The 18,065-nt window shown below is 71.0% G+C and carries 4 protein-coding genes; 1 reads left to right on the forward strand and 3 read right to left on the reverse strand.

What is annotated here, in order from left to right; genetic code table 11:
• Nucleotides 1-585: 585 nt before the first annotated feature.
• Nucleotides 586-897, forward strand: a complete 312-nt coding sequence (locus tag P3102_RS19605) for a hypothetical protein (RefSeq protein WP_276360656.1) — start codon at nucleotides 586-588, stop codon at nucleotides 895-897.
• Nucleotides 898-1,483: 586 nt separating this feature from the next.
• Here P3102_RS19605 and P3102_RS19610 read toward each other — a convergent pair.
• Genes P3102_RS19610 through P3102_RS19620 form a run of 3 tightly spaced genes read right to left on the reverse strand, consistent with a single transcriptional unit; the run spans nucleotide 1,484 to nucleotide 18,055 of the window.
• Nucleotides 1,484-1,681, reverse strand: a complete 198-nt coding sequence (locus P3102_RS19610; RefSeq protein WP_276360658.1) for an MbtH family NRPS accessory protein — start codon at nucleotides 1,679-1,681, stop codon at nucleotides 1,484-1,486.
• Nucleotides 1,674-2,948 (reverse strand): MFS transporter, encoded by a 1,275-nt coding sequence (locus P3102_RS19615; RefSeq protein ID WP_276360660.1) that lies wholly within the window; start codon nucleotides 2,946-2,948, stop codon nucleotides 1,674-1,676. The genes P3102_RS19610 and P3102_RS19615 overlap by 8 nt, the downstream gene beginning before the upstream one ends.
• Nucleotides 2,945-18,055: a non-ribosomal peptide synthase/polyketide synthase gene (locus tag P3102_RS19620; protein ID WP_276360662.1), complete on the reverse strand. Its 15,111-nt coding sequence runs from the start codon at nucleotides 18,053-18,055 to the stop codon at nucleotides 2,945-2,947. Before P3102_RS19620 ends, P3102_RS19615 begins: the two co-directional genes overlap by 4 nt.
• Between the last annotated feature and the right edge of the window lie 10 nt (nucleotides 18,056-18,065).

Below are 18,065 nucleotides of genomic sequence, written 5' to 3' on the forward strand. Positions count from 1 at the left end.
CCGAGCTCCCGAACAACGTGGGTGGCTGCCAGCGGCTGTCGCTATGAGTTCGCAGGCGGCGTAGTAAAAGATGTCACGTGCTCGGTGGACCAGGGGGGCCAAACGGGGCCCGGTTCATAAGCTCCAGTGCGCGGCAACAACAGAGTCACCAGCGCGGCCAGCGCGAAGAACCCGGCGCACACCAGAAGCCCTCCGTCGAAGCCGACGACTGCGGCGAGCCCGGCTAGCCCAAAGGCGCGAAGGCGCGAAGGCGGAGCGAAACCTCCGAGCGCCTGTCACAGGCGCAGTCCAGCCACGGGCAGGTACGTGCGGGCGGGGCCGACCATAACGGGTCGGCCCCGGCTCATCACTGCGCTGATTGGTCACCGGCCTCGGCCAACCTCGACTGTCTGGAGCGCGACAGCTCGCCTACGCCGACCAGCGGGGAGCGGCTCGTTCCCTGATCCAGGCCTCCGGCTTCGCTGACCATTGCCACGGGTCAACGGGCTACCTGCCTGGTGGTCGGGCCGACCTCGGGTGGATGCCGGACTCGGTGAGCCCGGTTGGCGGTGCACCAGATGTCGGAGCCCGCGTAGCGTCGTCGCCATGTCCAAGGGACAGAAGCCCGCTCCGAGCTTCTGGGGCCTGGTGGGCCGCGTGGCCGGGGCCCTGTTCGGGGTCGCCCTGACGAGCGCGGCCCTGCTGATCGTGACCGGCGAAATCGCCGTCGAGAACGGCGCGGGCGAGCCCATCACCAACATCTTCGTCCGCATACTGCTCGGGCTGGTCGTCGGCGCCGTGGGGTTGGGGACCGTGTGCGGCGCGATCGAAGGATTCCCCGAAGGGCCGCACAGCAGCAGCGAATACGCCGGCAACGAGAGTGGCTTCGACGGCGACGGCGACATCGATATCGACTGAAGGCCCCCGGCAGGTTCGGACAACTTCTCCGGCCTGCCACCAGTGTGACGGCGACAAGATGTGGTCGAACTGTCTAGGGCGACTCCTACGCCGGGCCCGACCTCTCCGACTATCTCGGCAGCGGGAGTTCGACTCCGCGCTGCGACGGAAACCGGTCGCTCCCGACGGCTCCGACGCCGTGTGGGCATTCCGCTGATCGGACGCGGTCCGGCGGCTGGTGCCGGCACACGCGGGCCAAGCCCGCGCCAAACCGATCGGCTACCCGGCAGACGAACGGGTTGCCGAATACTTCGACCTGGCGAAGCACTTTCCTTCCCCGCGAGGACTGGTGCCTGAGGCGTGCACGGGGCGGCGCGAGCGGAGATTCACCGCGCCGCCCCTGCTCAGCCGGCAACGGGCCGTGCGCCCACCCCGCGATCACCGTCGCCCGCGACCCGGTGTCCGCCCTCCCCGAAAGAACGGGTAGCCGAATACCACGTACTTGGCCGGGCGTACCCCGCCAAGTACGTGGCTCCGGTGACCAAGTGCCGGAGCCACGCACCTGCCCATGTCTGTGCACCGGCGCACGGGGGGCGAGTTCGGCGCCCTACTGCGAAGCCATCCGTTCGCGAAGGCTGCGCGGACGCATGTCGGTCCAGACCTCGTCGACGTGGTCCATGCACTCTTGACGAGTGCCCCGGTGTCCCGTGGCGCGCCAGCCCTCCGGAATCTCCTTCTCCGCCGACCAAAGGGAGTACTGCTCTTCGTCGTTGATCAGTACCTGGTAGGTGTTTTCGTCAGCCATTCGACTTTCCTTTCGTATCCAGCATTTCCGTTTTTTCGGGCAGGTCCGCGCTGTTCTCGCCGACACTTCGGGGGAATCGGCGGAGCGTGGGGTTGAAGGTGGCCAGAAGGGTGACCGCGGCGATCGCGCCCGCGCAGACGAGCACGGCGGTGGTGCCCGGCAGCGCGTCGACCAGCCAGCCGCCGAGCGCGGGGCCCGCGGCGGCGGCCAGGCCGCCGGTCACCCCCATCACGCCACCGAGCCGCCCGCGCAGCTCGTCGGGGGTGAGCAGCAGCTGGTAGGTGCTGATGGTGGTGTTGGCGGCGGGGGGAAGAAATGCCATCGCCGCGAACAACAGGCCCATCAGATATCCATTGTGGACCAACGCCGCGAGCGGGGTGAGCACGGTCAGTGCCCAGAACACGCTGATGATCAGCACGTACGGATCGAGTTTGCGGTGCAGGTACGGCGCGGCCAGCGCACCGAGGATGCCGCCGCCGCCGAGCATCGCGGCCATCACGCCGATCTCGCCCGCCGGGACGCCGCGTGAGTCCGCCAGCACGATGATCACCAGGTAGTACGCGCTGAAGAACAGGTTCAGGCAGATCGCGCAGACCGCGGTGATCCGCACGTGCGGCTGGTGCCACACCCAGCGCAACCCCGCGACGATCTCCCGGCCCAGATGCGGGGTCGGCGCCCGGTGTTCGATCGGCTTCGGTGGCAGCCGGACGAACAGCAGGGCGGTGAAGGCGACCACGTGGGCGATGACGTCGAAGACGAACGGCACCATCCGGCCCAGTGCGAACAGGAACCCGCCGAGCGCCGTGCCGGACAACTGCCCGGCGCTCGACCGGGCCGCGTTCATCGCCACCGCCGACGGCACCTGGTCCACGGTGACCAGCCGGGGCAGGCTGGCCTCCTCCGCGGGCTCGAACAGCGCCCGGCACAGTCCCATCACCGCGGCGACGGCGATCATCATCGCCACGTTCGCCACCCCCCACCACAGTGCCGCGACCAGGGCGGCGGCCGCGAGCCCCTGCACGGCTTCGCAGGCCAGCATGATCTTCTTGCGGTTCCACCGATCCACCAGCGCCCCGGCGGGCAGCCCGGCGGCGAGCTGGGCGATCGCGACCGCGCCGAGCACCAGACCGGACTGCGCCGCCGAGCCGGTGACCGCCAGCACCAGCAGCGGGAAGGCGATCATCGACGTGCTGAAACCGGCCTCCGAGATGACCTGGCCGCCCCACAACAGGCGGTAGTCGCGGTTGCGCGACAGCAGCGTCGTCATGCTCGCTCACCCCGGACGTCTCGGGCCATCCGGCGCAGGGCCGTGGCGAAGTCCGCGGCGACCGCCTCCACCGTCGCCCGGTCGTGCCGGTCCGGGCGGTGGAACCAGGAGAACTCGAGCCGTCCTTCCTGGACGCCGCCGACCACCTCCAGCAGATGGCCGCCCGGGTCCGCCGGATCCTGCTCGTGGCCGATCGGCGCGTGCGATGCCCGGTAGAGCCCGGTCCCGGCGGCGGTGTCGTCGCCCTGCCCGAGGTAGTTGAACGAGATCTGCGGGGACCGCCCGCCGAGTTCGGGGAATCTCCACTGGCGGAGCGCGCCGAAGCCGAAGCCGTTGCCGGGCACCGCCCGCAGTTGCTTGCGCACGGACTTCACCAGCTGACGCCAGCGCGGCTCGTCCTCGGTGGTGACTTCGAGCGACAGCGGGAACAGCGTGGTGAACCAGCCGACCGTCCGGGTGAGGTCGACGTCGTCGAAGATCTCCTCCCGGCCGTGGCCTTCCAGGTCCACCGCGACCTGCTCCTCACCGGTCCACCGCGCCAGCGCCCAGGCCAGCGCCGCGAGCAGGACGTCGTTGATACGGGTGCGGTAGGCGCCCGGGGCGAGGTGCAGCAGCGCGTCGGTGTCGTCGGCGTCGAGCCGGACGGTCACGGACTCCGCCGGGGTGCCGGGGACCGGCTCGGCCCGGTCGACGGGCAGGTCGCGGGCGGGCAGCACCCGCGACCAGTGGTCGCGCTCGTGGTCGAGCCCGCCGCCGTCGACGAACTCCCGCAGCCGGCGCGACCAGTCCCGGAACGACGTCGTCTTCGCGCCGAGGTCGACGGGATCGCCGTCGGCCGTCTGCCGGTAGGCCCGCTCGAGGTCTTCCAGCAGGATTCGCCACGACACCGCGTCGATCACCAGGTGGTGCGCGGTGAGGAACAGCAGCGGCCCCGTTTCGCGGGTGAACAGCACGGCCTTCAGCAGCGGGGGCGCGGACAGGTCGAACCCGGAGTGCGCCTCGTCGGCGACCTCCTCCAGCAGCGCACGTTGCTCCTGCTCGTCCACCGTGGACACGGTCTCGATCCGCAGCGCCGTCGGTGAACCGACTGGATCGTTGTGCTGCCGCCACTCCCCCTCGACGCGCTCGAAACGCATCCGCAGCGCGTCGTGGTGGGCGACGACGGCGTCGAGCGCCTGCCGCAGCACCGCCGGGTCCACTTCCGGATCCAGTTCGACGAGAACGGACTGGTTGAAATGGTGCGGGTTGGTGGTGTGCTCGTCGAAGAACCACCGCTGGATCGGGGTCAGCGGCACGTCCCCGGCGACGGCCTCCCGCTCGTCCGGCTCGGCTTCGACGGGAGTGACGACCTTGGCCAGTTCCGCGACGGTCCGGTGCCGGAACAACGCCTTCGACGTCATCCGCCAGCCCGCCTGGCGGGCGCGGTGCACCACCTGGATGCTGAGGATGGAGTCCCCGCCCAGCTCGAAGAACCCGTCGTGGGCGCCGACCCGGTCGAGGCCGAGGACTTCCGCCCAGATGTCGGCGAGTGCCCGTTCCACCGGCCCCTGTGGCTCCGTGAACGTCGCCGCCGCGACCACCGGCGCGGCCGGCTCGGGCAGTGCCTTGCGGTCCAGTTTGCCGTTGCGGTTCAACGGAAGCGCGTCGAGCGGTACGAACGCCGAGGGGATCATGTACTCAGGCAGCGAACGGCCGAGGAACTCCCGCAACACGGTCGCGTCCGGAGCGTCCGCCGCGGGCACCAGGTAGGCGACCAGCCGTGCCTGCCCATCGTCCTTGCGGGCCACGACGACGGCTTCGGCGACGTCGGGATGGCTCCGCAAGGTGGCTTCGACCTCTCCCGGCTCGATCCGGAAGCCCCGGATCTTGACCTGCTCGTCGACGCGGCCGAGGCACACCAGTTCGCCGTCGTGCTGACGGATCACGATGTCACCGGTGCGGTACATCCGCTCCCCCGGTTCGCCGAACGGGCACGCGAGGAACCCGGCCGCGGTCAGCCCCGGCAGCTCGAAGTACCCACGGGCCAGTCCGTCGCCCGCGATGTACAGCTCGCCCGCGATCCCGGTGGGGACCGGGTCCAGCCCGGCGTCGAGTACGTACAGCCGCGTGTTCCAGATCGGATGTCCGATCGGAACCGCGCCCGCGGCCAGTTCCTGTCCTGGCCCGACCCGGTACTCCATGCAGCCGACGGTGGTCTCGGTCGGACCGTACTCGTTGATCACCACCACGCCGGGGTGGTCCGCGCGCCAGGCGTCGGCCACCGAGCCGAGCAGCTGATCCCCGCCGACCACCAATTCGTCGGTCGGCGAAAGGTCAGCGTCGTCCATGACGTCGAGAAGCGGCAGGTGACCCGGCGTGGCCTTGAGGAAGGTGGGCGGCTGGTGCGCCGGGGCGCCCGCCACCCGGATCAGACCGCCCGCGAGCAGCGTGCCGTAGAGCGTGGTCACCGTGAGATCGAAGGAGACCGACGAGTGCAGCACGGTCGTTCCGCTCAGGCTGGGATACGTCTCGGCCGCCCAGCGGAGGAAGTTCAGCAGGCCGCCGTGCGTGGTGATCACGCCCTTGGGCTTACCGGTCGACCCGGAGGTGTAGATCACGTAGGCCGGGTGGTCGGGCAAGGGCCGTATCCCGGGGTCGGTCTCCGGCCATCTCGCGGTGTCCAGTACCGCTTCCCGGTCGTCGAGCACCGCCAAGGGCCGTGAGTCGCCGAGCACGGCGGAGATGCGTTCCGGTGGGTACAGCGGGTCGATCGGGACGTAGGCGGCTCCGGTCTTGAGTACGGCGAGCAACGCCACCAGCAGTTCGGCGGAGTTCGGCAGCACGATCCCGATCCGGTGCTCCGGTCCGGCCCCGGCCGCGATCAGCCGATGGGCCAGCCGGTTGGCGTGCCGCTCCAGTTCGGCGTAGGTGAGGGTGAGGCCCACGTCGGTGACCGCGGGCGCGTCCGGGGTCCGCCCGGCCTGTGCCCGCACCAGTTCCGGCAACGTCGCCGTGCCCAGCGGCCGCGTGGTGTCGTTCAGCGTGTGCAGGAGATGGTGCCGTTCGCCGGCGGTCAGCAGCGGCAGTTCACCGAGCGGGCGGTCCGGGGCGGAAGTGACGCCTTCGAGGATGAGCCGCAGCCAGCCGGTCAGTCGTTCGATCGTGGCCTGGTCGAACAGGTCGGTGTTGTAGTTCACCGCGCCGCGCAGGCCGCCGTCGTGTTCCTCGAACTGCACGAGGAGGTCGAACGCCGCCGTCGCCGAGGGCAGCGCGATCTCCTCGGCGGCCAGCGCGCCGCCCGCGGGCACCGGATCGCCGGTGTTCTGCAAGGCCACCATCGCCTGGAACAGCGGCGTACGGCTGACGTCGCGCTCCGGCTGCACGGTGTCCACGACCCGCTCGAACGGCACGTCCTGATGGGCGAAGGCGCCGAGCACGGTCTCCCGGACCGAGCTCAGCAACTCACGGAACGTCGTGTCGGCGTCCACTGTGGACCGCAGCACCAGGGTGTTGACGAAGAAGCCGATCAGCCGTTCCAGTTCCGGCCGCTCCCGGCCGGAGGTCACCGTGCCCACCGCGACGTCGTCCTGCCCCGACCACCGGCCCAGCAGAACCTGACAGGCGGCGACCAGCGTCATGAACAGCGTGCCGTCCTGCCCTCTGGCGAGACTCTTGAGCGCGGTGACCAGTCCGGCCGGGACTTCGAACGCGTACCAGTCGCCGTTCGTGGTGCGCACCGCGGGGCGGGGCCGGTCGGTGGGCGGTTCCAGCGGCGACATGCCGTCGAGCCGGTCGCGCCAGTAGTCGAGCTGATCCGCCAGCAATTCGCCTTCGACGACCTGCCGCTGCCACACGGCGAAGTCGGCGTACTGGATCGGCAGATCCGGCAAGTCCGGCTCCACGCCGCGAACGGACGCCGTGTACAGCGCGTCGAGGTCGCCGGCGAGCACACCGGACGACCAGCCGTCGGTGACGATGTGGTGCAGCACCAGCGTGAGCACGTGCTCCTCCGGCGCCAGCCGGATCAGCCTCGCCCGCAGCAGCGGGCCGGTCCGCAGGTCGAACGGTTGCCGCACCTCACGCTCCAGCGTCTGGTCCAGCGCGGCCGAGCGGTCCTCTTCGGACAGTCCACTCAGGTCGTCCAGCGGCAGTTCCACCGCGTACGGCGCGCCGACGAGCTGGACGCCGTGTCCGTTGTCCGCGTCGAACGTCGTCCGCAGTGCCTCGTGCCGGGCGACCAGGGCGGTGAGCGCGTCGGTGAGCGCCGCGACATCGAGTTCGCCGCGCAGCCGCAACGCCGTCGGCGACACGTACTCCGTGCTGTCCGGCTCGAATTCGTCGAGGAACCACAGTCGCTGCTGCGCGAACGACAGCGGCAGCGGGCCGTCGCGGTCGGTCACCGGAATGGCCCGGCCTGCCTGCCCCTGCTCGGTCACCGCGGCGGCGAACCGGCCAAGGACCGGGTCGGAGAACAACGCGCGCGGCGACACTTCCGTGCCGAAGGCGGCCCGCACCCGCGACACGATCCGCATGCTCAGGAGGGAGTCACCGCCCAGTTCGAAGAAGTTGTCCTCGACGCCGACCCGCTCCACGCCGAGCACGTCGGACCAGATCTCCGCCAGCGTGCGCTCGGCCGAGGTCCGCGGTGCCACGTACCGCGAGCCGGTGCCACTGTTCTCCGGTGCGGGAAGCGCGCGCCGGTCGACCTTGCCGTTGCGGGTCAGCGGGAGCCGGTCGAGCACCACGAAAGCGGACGGCACGAGAGGGCCGGGTACGGTGCGGCGCAGCCAGGCCCGCAGTTCGGTGCCGTCGGGTGCCTCGTCGCCGGGCACGACGTAGGCGGCCAGCCGCCGGTTCCCCGGCTCGTCTTCGCGGGCGATGACGACGGCCTCGGCGACGGCGGGGTGCCCGAGAAGGGCGGTTTCGATCTCGCCCGGCTCCACGCGGAAACCGCGGATCTTGACCTGCTCGTCGAGCCTGCCCAGGTAGTCCAGTTCCCCGCCGGTCGTCCAGCGGACGCGATCGCCCGTCCGGTACAGCCGTTCGCCGGGACCGCCGAACGGGTTCGCGAGGAAGCGGTCGGCGGTGAGCCCCGGACGGCCGAGGTAACCACGGGCGAGCTGGACCCCGGCGAGGTACAGCTCGCCGGGCACACCGGCCGGGACCGGCGAGAGCGACGAGTCCAGCACGTAGGCCCGGACGTTCCCGCTCGGCCGCCCGATCAGCGGCTTGTCCCCGTGCACGCGGCGGAACACCGAGTCCACCGTGACCTCGGTGGGGCCGTAGTAGTTGTAGACGGCCGTGCCGGGTATGCCCGCCAGCTCACGCCACAACGCCTCGCCGATCGCCTCGCCGCCGACCATCAGGGTGCCGGGCCGGTGCGCGCCGGCCAGCAACCCGTCGGCCAGCAACTGCTGGAGGTAGGACGGCGTGAGATCGAGGAAATCGATCCGCCGCTCGTCGACGTAGCGGGCGACGGCCCGCGGATCGACGCGGGTGTCGTCGTCGAGGACGTGCAGTTCGTGTCCGTCCAAGAGGAACAGCAGGCCGTCCCACGAGGTGTCGAAGGAGAACGCCGCGGTCAGGGCCGCGCGCATCCGGGTCTCGGCGGCGTCGGCCAGGTAGACGCGGCGGTGGTCGGCCAGCAGGTTCAGCAGAGCGCGGTGCTCGACGACCACGCCCTTGGGCAGTCCGGTCGACCCGGACGTGTAGATGACATACGCGGCGTGGTCCGCCTCGGCGCCGGGGAGCTCACGTGGTGAGGGCTGGTCGCACCAATCGCGGACCCGAGCCGGGTCGTCGAGCACGACGGCCGGGTTCGCGTCCCGCAGCAACCACTCGAACCGGGTGGCGGGCAGCTCCGGATCCACCGGCAGGTACACCGCGCCCGCCTTGAAGATCGCGAGGGCCGCGATGACGGACTCGGCGGAGCGGGGCAGCACCACCGCGACCACCCGCTCCGCACCCGCACCCTGCTCGGCGAGATGGCCCGCCAACCGGTCCGACAGCTCGTCCAGGGTCGCGAAGTCCAGGACGGTGTCCCGGAAGACCAGGGCGGTTTCGTGCGGGGTGCGGGCCACGTGCGTGCGGAACACGTCCAGCACCGTGCCCGCGGGAACATCGATCGCGGTGTCGTTCCAGTCCACCAGCAGCCGGCGGCGTTCCCCGTCGCCCAACGGGGACAGCTCGGTGACGCGGCTTTCCGGTTCCTCGCTGATCCGCCGGACCAGCCTGGCCAGGTGCCCCGCCAGCCGTTCGGCCGTCGCCGCGTCGAACAACCGCGGGTCGTAGGACAGCTCCAGCCCGAGCCGGTCGTGCAGGTACGCGGTCAGGTTCAGGGGGAAGCTCGTGGTGTCGAGCGAATCGACGTCCCGCACCACGACGCCGTCGCCGCCTGCCGCCTCGTCGATCGGGTAGTTCTCGAAGACGACCACACTGTCGAACAGGCCGGTTCCCGCCGGCACGTCGGTCAGCGCCTGCAACTGCGCCAAGGACAGGAAGTCGAACCGCCGCGAGTCCACCTGTTCCGCCTGCGCCTCGCGCAGCCAGGCCGCCACGGTCTGTCCACTTCGGACACGCATGCGCGTGGGCACGGTGTTGATGAACATGCCGATCATCGCCTCGACGCCGGGCAGTTCGGCCGGCCGCCCGGAGACGGTGGTGCCGAACAGCACCTCCTGCTCGCCGCTGTGGTGCGCCAGCAGCAGCGCCCAGGCGCCCTGCACCACGGTGTTGACGGTCAAGGCCGTGCGCTTCGCCATGGCGTGCACCCGCCGCGACTCCTCGGGCGAGAGTTCGAGCAGCACCGTTGCCCCGGATTCGGCGCGGTGCGCCTCGACCGGCGGCCGGTCGTACGGCAACGGCGTGGGCGCCTCGACACCGGCGAGGAGGTGACGCCAGTGGCGTTCGGCCTCCTGGCCGTCCTGCTCGGCCAACCAGCCGAGGTAGTCGCGGAACGGGCGCCGGGACGGCACTTCCGGCCGCCGTCCGCCGGTGAGGGCCGCGTACCGTTCGCACACCTCGCCGAAGGCCTGCGCGGTGCTCCAGCCGTCGAGCAGGACGTGGTGCGAGGTCCACACGCACTGGACCTCGTCGTCGGTCAGCCGGGCGATCGCCAGCCGCATCAGCGGCGCCGTCGTCAGGTCCATGCCCGCGGCGAGGTCTTCCGCCAGCAGGTCCGCCAAAGCGGACTGTTGATCTTCTTCGGGCAGGCCACGCCAGTCGAACTGCCGGACCGGCACCGGAACGTGGCGCCGAACCACCTGCAACGGCTCGTCGACGCCCTCCCACACCACGTGACTGCGCAGGATCGGCGTCCGGTCGACGAGCTGCTGCCAGGCTGCACCGAACGAGACGGGGTCGGCGACACCGGAGAGCCGGAGCCGGAACTGGTCGAAGTACGCGGTCGAATCCGCGTCGACGAGACTGTGGAAGACCATGCCCGCTTGCAGCGGGGTCAACGGGTAGACGTCCTCGACGTCCCGGCCGTCGCCGGCGATGCGGTCGACCTGGGCCTGGTCGAGCCGGGCCAGCGGGAAGTCCGACGGCGTGCGGCCCCCGGCGTCCGGCAGGGCGCAGTGCGCGACGATCTCCCGCAGGGCTTCGACCGTGCCCTCGGCCAGCCGCCGGATCGTGGCCTCGTCGTGCAGGTCGGCGGAGTACTCCCAGGACAGCCGCAGCCGCCCGTCCTCGACGACGCCGATGACGTCCAGCAGGTACGTTCGCGGGCTCTCGTCGGCGATGTCCCGGCCGAGCGACTCGTGCCGCTCCTGGTAGAGGCTCTCGCCGGACGGTGCGACGTCCCACTGCCCGTGGTAGTTGAACGAGATCCGGGGCGCCGGGTCGTCCCGCAGCAGGTTGGCCGAGGTTCCTTCGCGGCCCAGATAGCGCAGCGCGTCGTAGCCGACGCCCTTGTTCGGTACCGCGCGCACCTGTTCCTTGACCGACTTCAGCTCCTCACCCCAGCCTGCGCCCGGGCGCAGGCTCAGCGCGACCGGGAACTGGGCGGTGAACCAGCCGACCGTGCGGGACAGGTCGAGCCCGTCGACGATCTCCTCGCGGCCGTGGCCTTCCACCGCGATCACCACGCGGTCGCGACCGGTCCACCGGGCCAGCACCCGGCCGAGGGCCGCCAGCAGGACGTCGTTGACCTGTGTCCGGTACGCCGACGGCACTTCGTGCACCAGTGCGGCCGTTTCGGCCCGGCCGAGGCTCACCGACACCGTGCGCGCCGAACTCGCCTCGTTGCGGCCGGGCCGGTCGACCGGCAGATCCGGATTCGCGTCGCTGAACACGGTCTTCCAATACGCGAGGTCGTCGTCGAACCCGCCGTCCCGGACGTGACCGGCCAGTGACCGCGCCCAGGCGGTGTAGGACGTGCCGACCGGTTCGAGCTCTTCGCCCCGGTAGGCGGCCTCGATGTCGGCTAGCAGCACACGCCACGACACGCCGTCCATGACGAGGTGGTGCACGGTGAGGAACAGCCGGGGCGCCTGGTCTCCGGGGACGAACACGATCGCGCGCCATAGCGGCCCGCCGGTGAGGTTCAGTGAACTCTGCGCGGCGAGCGCCGCCGCGTGCATCCCGTCGTCGTCCCCGGCGGACAGGCGAACGATCCGCGGCACGTCGTTCTCGTGTGCCGCCGGTTCCTGGACCCACTCACCCGCCGCCATCGAGAACCGCATCCGCAGGGCGTCGTGGTGCGCCATCACCCGGCCGACGGCGTCGGACAGGCGCGTGGGGTCGACGTCCGCCCGGAGTCCGACGTGGACGGACATGGTGAAGTGGCCGGTGTCGAGGCCGCTTCCGAAGAACCACGACTGGATCGGCCCGAGCGGTGCGGGCCCGGACGGTTCGACGGCCGCGGCCTGCTCCGGCACCACCCGCGCCTCGACGATCGAACCCAGTTCGGCCACCGTCTGGTGGAGGAAGATGTCCTTCGAAGACAGGGAAAGCCCGGCCTTCCGGGCCTTCGACACGACCTGGATGCTGAGGATCGAGTCGCCACCGAGGCCGAAGAAGTTGTCCTCCGCGCCGACCTGGTCGACACCCAGCACCGCCGAGAAGATCCGCGCCAGCTCACCCTCCGCCGACGTCCGCGGGGCCACGTACCGGCTGCCCGCCTCGACCTGCCCGTCGGGCGCGGGCAGGGCCCGGCGATCGAGTTTCCCATTGGCGTTCAGCGGAAGTGCGTCGAGGCCGACGAACACGGCAGGCACCATGTGCGGGGGCAGCGTGCGGCCGAGGAACTCCCGCAGCGTGGTGGTTCCCGGCACCGCGGCGCCCGGCGCCGGGACCAGATAGGCGACCAGGCGGCGGGTTCCGTCCGCCTCGTGGGCCACCACGACGGCCTCGCCGAGGTCCGGATGCGAGGCCAGCGCGGCTTCGATCTCGCCGAGCTCGATCCGGAAACCCCGGATCTTCACCTGATGGTCGGCGCGGCCCTGGTACTCCAGCACGCCGTCGCCGGTCCAGCGGACGAGGTCGCCCGTGCGGTACATCCGGGTTCCGGGCGCACCGAACGGGTCGGCGGTGAACCGGTCCGCGGTCAGGCCCGGCCGGGCGAGGTACCCGCGGGCCAGACCCGCTCCCGCGACGTACAGCTCGCCGGTGACGCCGGGCGGGACCGGGGCGAGCGTGCCGTCGAGCACGTAGACCCGCAGGTCCGGGATGGGCACACCGATCGTGCTCGCCGTGTCCGCCGCGGCCAGCGGCCGGTGGGTCACGTGGACGGTGGTTTCGGTGATCCCGTACATGTTGACCAGCTCCGGCCCGGCCGGATGCCGCCGGTACCACTCGCCGAGCCGCGCCGGGTCCAGCGCCTCACCGCCGAAGATCACCGTCCGCAGGCTCAGCTCGGGACGCTGTTCGCGGTCGGCCTGGATCAGCTGATAGAAGGCCGACGGCGTCTGGTTGAGCACCGTCACCTTCTCGGCGGCGAGCAGGGCGAGGAAGTCCTCGGGCGAGCGGGCGACGTCCTGGCCGACGACGACGAGTTTGCCGCCGTGCAGCAGTGCGCCCCACATCTCCCAGACCGAGAAGTCGAACGCGTAGGAATGGAACAGCGTCCACACGTCCCGCTCGTCGAAGCGGAACCAGTGACGAGTGGCTCCGAAGAGCCGGGTGACGTTGCGATGCGGGATCACGACGCCCTTGGGCTTGCCGGTCGAACCGGAGGTGTAGATGACGTAGGCGGTGTCGTCCGCGGTCAGCCGTACGGCCGGGTCCGTGGCCGGATACTCGACGGCCTCCAGGGCTTCGCGGCTGTCGAGCACCGCCACCGGGTTCGCGTCGGCGAGCATGCCCTCGATCCGCGCGGCCGGGTACGCGGGGTCGATCGGCAGATAGCCGGCACCGGACTTGAGTACCGCCACCATGGCGACGACCTGCTCGACCGAGCGTGGCAGCACGAGCGCGACCAGTCGCTCCGGGCCCGCACCGAGCCCGATCAGCCGGTGTGCGAGGCGGTTGGCGCGTTCGTCGAGCTCGCGGTAGGTCAGGCTGTCTCCGCCGTGGGTGACGGCCACGGCGTCCGGAGTCCGCCGGGCCTGCGCCTCGAACAGCTCGGGCAGCGTGGTGTCCTGGCCGGACGCCTCGTGGCCGTTCCACTCCCGCAGCACCCGGGAGCGTTCGGTGTCGGTGATCCACGGCAACCGCGCCATCGGGCGCGCCGGGTCGGCCGCGACACCGTCGAGCAGGACGCGCAACCATCCCGACAGCCGCTCGATGCTGGTGGCGTCGAACAGGTCGGTGTTGTAGTTGACGACCCCGTCCAGGCGTCCGGCGACCTCCTGGAACTGGATCATCAGATCGAAGGTCGCGGTCACCACCGGCGGTGCCAGTTCCTCGACGGCGAGGCCCGGCAGCGCGGCGTCGCCCTCGGGGGTGTTGTGCAGCACCACCATGACCTGGCACAGCGGGGTGCGGCTGGTGTCGCGGACCGGTTGCAGGTCGTCGACCACGCGGTCGAAGGGGACGTCCTGGTGTGCGAAGGCGTCCAAGGTCAGCTCGCGGACGTCGTCGAGGAACGCGTCGAAGGTCCGGGAAAGGTCCACTTCGGACCGCAGCACCAGGGTGTTGACGAAGAACCCGATCAACCCTTCCAGATCGGCGCGTTCCCGGCCGGAGGTGACCGTGCCGACCGCGACGTCGTCCTGTCCGGACCAGCGGGCGAGCAGCAGCTGGCAGGCGGCGAGCAGGGTCATGAACAGCGTGCCGTCCTGGCGACGGGAAAGCTCCTTCAGCCGCGCGGTGGTGGCCTCCGGGACACTGAACTCCAGCAGTGCGCCGTTCTTGGTGCGGACGGCCGGGCGGGCGCGGTCGGTGGGCAGCTCCAGCGGTGGGACGCCTTCGAGACGGTGGCGCCAGTACGCCAGTTGTTCGTCCAGCATCGCCCCGGCCAGCCGTTCGCGTTGCCAGACCGCGAAGTCGGCGTACTGCACCGGCAGGTCGGGGAGGCTGAGGCGCTCCCCGCGGACGAAAGCGGTGTACAACGCGCTCAGGTCACCGGTGAGCACTCCGGACGACCAGCCGTCGGTGACGATGTGATGCAGCACCAGCGTGAGCACGTGCTCCTCCGGTGCCAGCCGGATCAACCGGATGCGCAGCAGCGGGCCGCGGCGCAGGTCGAACGGCGCCGTCGACGCTTCGGCCAGCGCGGCGGCCAATTGCCGTTGTCTGTCCTCTTCGGACAGTCCGCTCAGGTCGGTGAGCGGCACCCGGACGTCGGACGGCGGGCGCACGACCTGCGTTCCGTGCCCGTCGACGGTGTCGAAGGTGGTGCGCAGGGCCTCGTGCCGGGCCACGAGCGCGGTCAACGCCCGGTCCAGGGCCTCGATGTCGAGGTTCCCGCGAAGCCGCAACGCCATGGGCGAGACGTACTCGGTACTGCCCGGCTCGAACTCGTCCAGGAACCACAAGCGCTGCTGAGCGAACGAGAGCGGTGCCGTCAACGCGCCGTTCGTCCGGTCCAGGACCGGGATCGCGGCCTCGCGCCCGCCGGAACGCGGCAGGGCGGCGGCGAGCCGCTCGGGAGTCGGCGCGGAGAACAGCAGCCGCGCCGGCACCTCCACCCCGAGCGCCGCCCGAAGCCGGGACAGGACCCGGATGCCGAGGATCGAATCCCCGCCGAGATCGAAGAAGTTGTCCTCGATCCCGATCCGCTCGACGCCGAGCACGTCCGCCCAGACTCCGGTCACCAGCCGCTCCACGTCGTCGCGCGGGGCGACGTACCGCGCGCGGGCGGCCGAGAAGTCCGGTGTCGGCAGGGCGGCCTGGTCGAGTTTGCCGTGCCGGGTCAGCGGCAGCCGATCGAGCGACACGAAGGCCGAGGGCACCAGATAGTCGGGCAGGGACCCGGCCAGGAAACGCCGGAGCTCACCGAGGTCCGGGCTTCCGCCATTCGGCACGAAATAGGCCACGAGCCGGTTGCCGTTCCGGTCCTCCCGCGCCACCACCGCGGCTTCGGCGACCGCGGGGTGCCGCAGCAGGGCGGCCTCCACCTCGCCGGGCTCGACCCGGAACCCGCGGATCTTGACCTGCTCGTCGCACCGGCCGCGATAGTCCAGCACCCCGTCGCCGGTCCAGCGGACGAGGTCGCCGGTGGCGTACATCCGCGTGCCGGGTTCACCGAACGGGTCGGCGACGAACCGGTCCGCCGTCAGCCCCGTACGGCCGAGGTAACCGCGAGCCAGCTGCGTGCCGCCGAGATAGAGCTGTCCCGCTACTCCGAGCGGTACGGGTGAGAGCGTCTCGTCGAGGACGTAGGCGCGGAAGTTGCCCAGGGGACGGCCGATCAGCGGGCGGTCACCGGACACCGGGGTGCACACGGCGTCGACGGTGGTCTCTGTCGGCCCGTAGTAGTTGTGGGCGGTCGTCCCTGGCAGCTCCGTCAGCTCGTGCCACAGGGTCTCCCCGATCGCTTCGCCGCCGAGCATCAGGTGTCTCGGGCGGTGCGGGCCGTCCAGCAGTCCGGCGGGAAGCAACTGCCGCAGATAGGACGGGGTCAGGTCGAGGAAGTCGATCCGGTGCCCGGTGACGTACCGGGTGAGCGCGTCCGGGTCCAGCCGGGTGTCGTCGTCCACGAGGTGCAGTTCGTGGCCGTCGGCCATTAGCAGCGGCCCCTCCCAGGACGTGTCGAACGACAAGGCCGCCGTGCCCGCCACGCGCAGGCGGCCGGTGCCGAAGACCCGCCGGTGGTTGGCCAGCAGGTTGACCAGCGCGCGGTGCTCGACCACGACGCCTTTCGGCTTGCCCGTCGACCCGGACGTGTAGATGACATACGCGGCCTGATCGGGGCGAGGGCCGGCGGGCACCGCCGTGTGCCCCGTGCACTCGAAGTCCTCGTCCACCACCACGACCGGATCCGCGTCACGCAGCAGCGTCTCGACGCGCTCCGCCGGGAGAGCGGGGTCGACCGGCAGGTACACCCCGCCCGCCTTCAGCACGGCGAACAGCGCCACCACGGCCTCCGCCGACCGCGGCAGCATGACGGCGACGATCCGCTCCGGTCCCGCTCCCCGCCGCACCAGCTCCCCGGCGAGTTCGTCGACGCGCCGCGTCAGCTCCGCGTAGTCCAGTGCCTCGTCACGGAACACCAAGGCGGTCTCGTGGGGGGTCGCCGCGGCCTGGGCGTCGAGCAAGTCCACGACGGTCGTGTCCGGTACGTCGATCCCGGTGTCGTTCCACTCGACGAGCATCCGGCGCAGTTCGACGTCGGTCGCCAGCGGAAGCCCCGCCAGTGGCCGGTCCGGCTCGGCGGTGACGGCGTCCAGCAGCACGGCCAGATGGGCGATCAGCCTGTCGATGGTGCCCGCGTCGAACAGCGCCGTGCTGTATTCGACGAGCCCGGCGAGCGCACCGTCGCGTTCCTCGAACTCGACGGTCAGGTCGAAGTTCGACGACTTCCGCTCGACACCGACGTCCTCGGCCTCGAGCCCGTCGAAGGACGGCTTCGCCCCGGAGGCGCTGTGCAGCAGCACCATCACGTCGAACAGCGGGCTGCGGCTGGGATCGCGGTCCGCGTGCACGGCGTCGACCAGCCGCTCGAACGGGACGTCGTCGTGGGAGAAGGCGTCGAGCACCGTTTCCCGCACCTCGCCCAGCAGTTCACGGAAGCTACGAGACAGGTCCACAGTGGACCGCAGCACCACGGTGTTGACGAAGAAGCCGACCACCCGCTGCAGTTCGGGCCGGTCACGGCCCTGGACGACCGTGCCGACGGCCACGTCCTCCTGCCCGGCGTAGCGCGCGAACAGCACCTTGCAGGCCGCGAGCACGGTGGTGAACAGCGTGGTCTCGCCGGATCGGGCCAGCTCGGCCAAGCGCGCGGCCGTGTCCCGCGGCAGGCTGAATTCGCGCACCGCGCCTTCGGTGGTCCGGATCGCCGGCCGCGGCCGGTCGGTGGGCAGTTCCAGCGGGGCGAGCCCGCCCAGCCTGCGCTGCCAGTAGGTGAGCCGTTCCGCGAGCACGTCGTCGGTCAGGCGTTTTCGTTGCCACGCGGCGAAGTCGGCGTACTGGACCGGTTGCGGCGGGAGCACGGCCCGTTCGCCGCGGACACCGGCGTTGTACAGCTCGGCGAGTTCGCCGGTGAGCACGCCCATCGACCAGCCGTCGGTGGCGATGTGGTGCACGCACAGCAGCAGCACGTGTTCGTCGGGCCCGGTCTTGCCCAGCCACGACCGCACCAACGGCCCGCGCTGGAGGTCGAACGGCCGCGAGTACTCCTCGAGCAGGACCCCGTCCAGTGCCTCGGCGTCGACGTCCACCACCGGCAGCGGCAGGCCCGCCGGCGGATGGATGATCTGGACGCCTTCGCCGTCCATCTCGTCGAAGGTGGTCCGCAACGACTCGTGCCGTTCCACGAGGGCCCGGAGGGCTTCCGCCAGGGCCGGAACGTCGAGTTCACCGGTCAACCGCAAGGCCAGCGCGCTGTTGTACTCGGCGTCGTCCGGGTGGAGCCGATCGAGGAACCACAGGCGCCGCTGGGCGAACGACAGCGGCAACGGGCGGTCACGGTCCGCGGTGGGGAGCACGTCCGCCCGCCCGGCCGCGCCGGCCATCCTGGTGCGCAGCTTCTCCCGCAGTTCGGGAGAGAGCGCCGCGATACGGTCGGATCTGGATGACGTCATGGGTGAGTCC

This window comes from Amycolatopsis sp. QT-25 (assembly GCF_029369745.1).
Taxonomy (GTDB): Bacteria; Actinomycetota; Actinomycetes; order Mycobacteriales; family Pseudonocardiaceae; genus Amycolatopsis.

Excerpts from the sequence above, each read along its gene's own strand:
- P3102_RS19615 (WP_276360660.1), bottom strand. The coding sequence starts at position 2,948 with ATGACGACGCTGCTGTCGCGCAACCGCGACTACCGCCTGTTGTGGGGC.
- P3102_RS19605 (WP_276360656.1), top strand. The coding sequence starts at position 586 with ATGTCCAAGGGACAGAAGCCCGCTCCGAGCTTCTGGGGCCTGGTGGGC.
- P3102_RS19620 (WP_276360662.1), bottom strand. The coding sequence starts at position 18,055 with ATGACGTCATCCAGATCCGACCGTATCGCGGCGCTCTCTCCCGAACTG.
- P3102_RS19610 (WP_276360658.1), bottom strand. The coding sequence starts at position 1,681 with ATGGCTGACGAAAACACCTACCAGGTACTGATCAACGACGAAGAGCAG.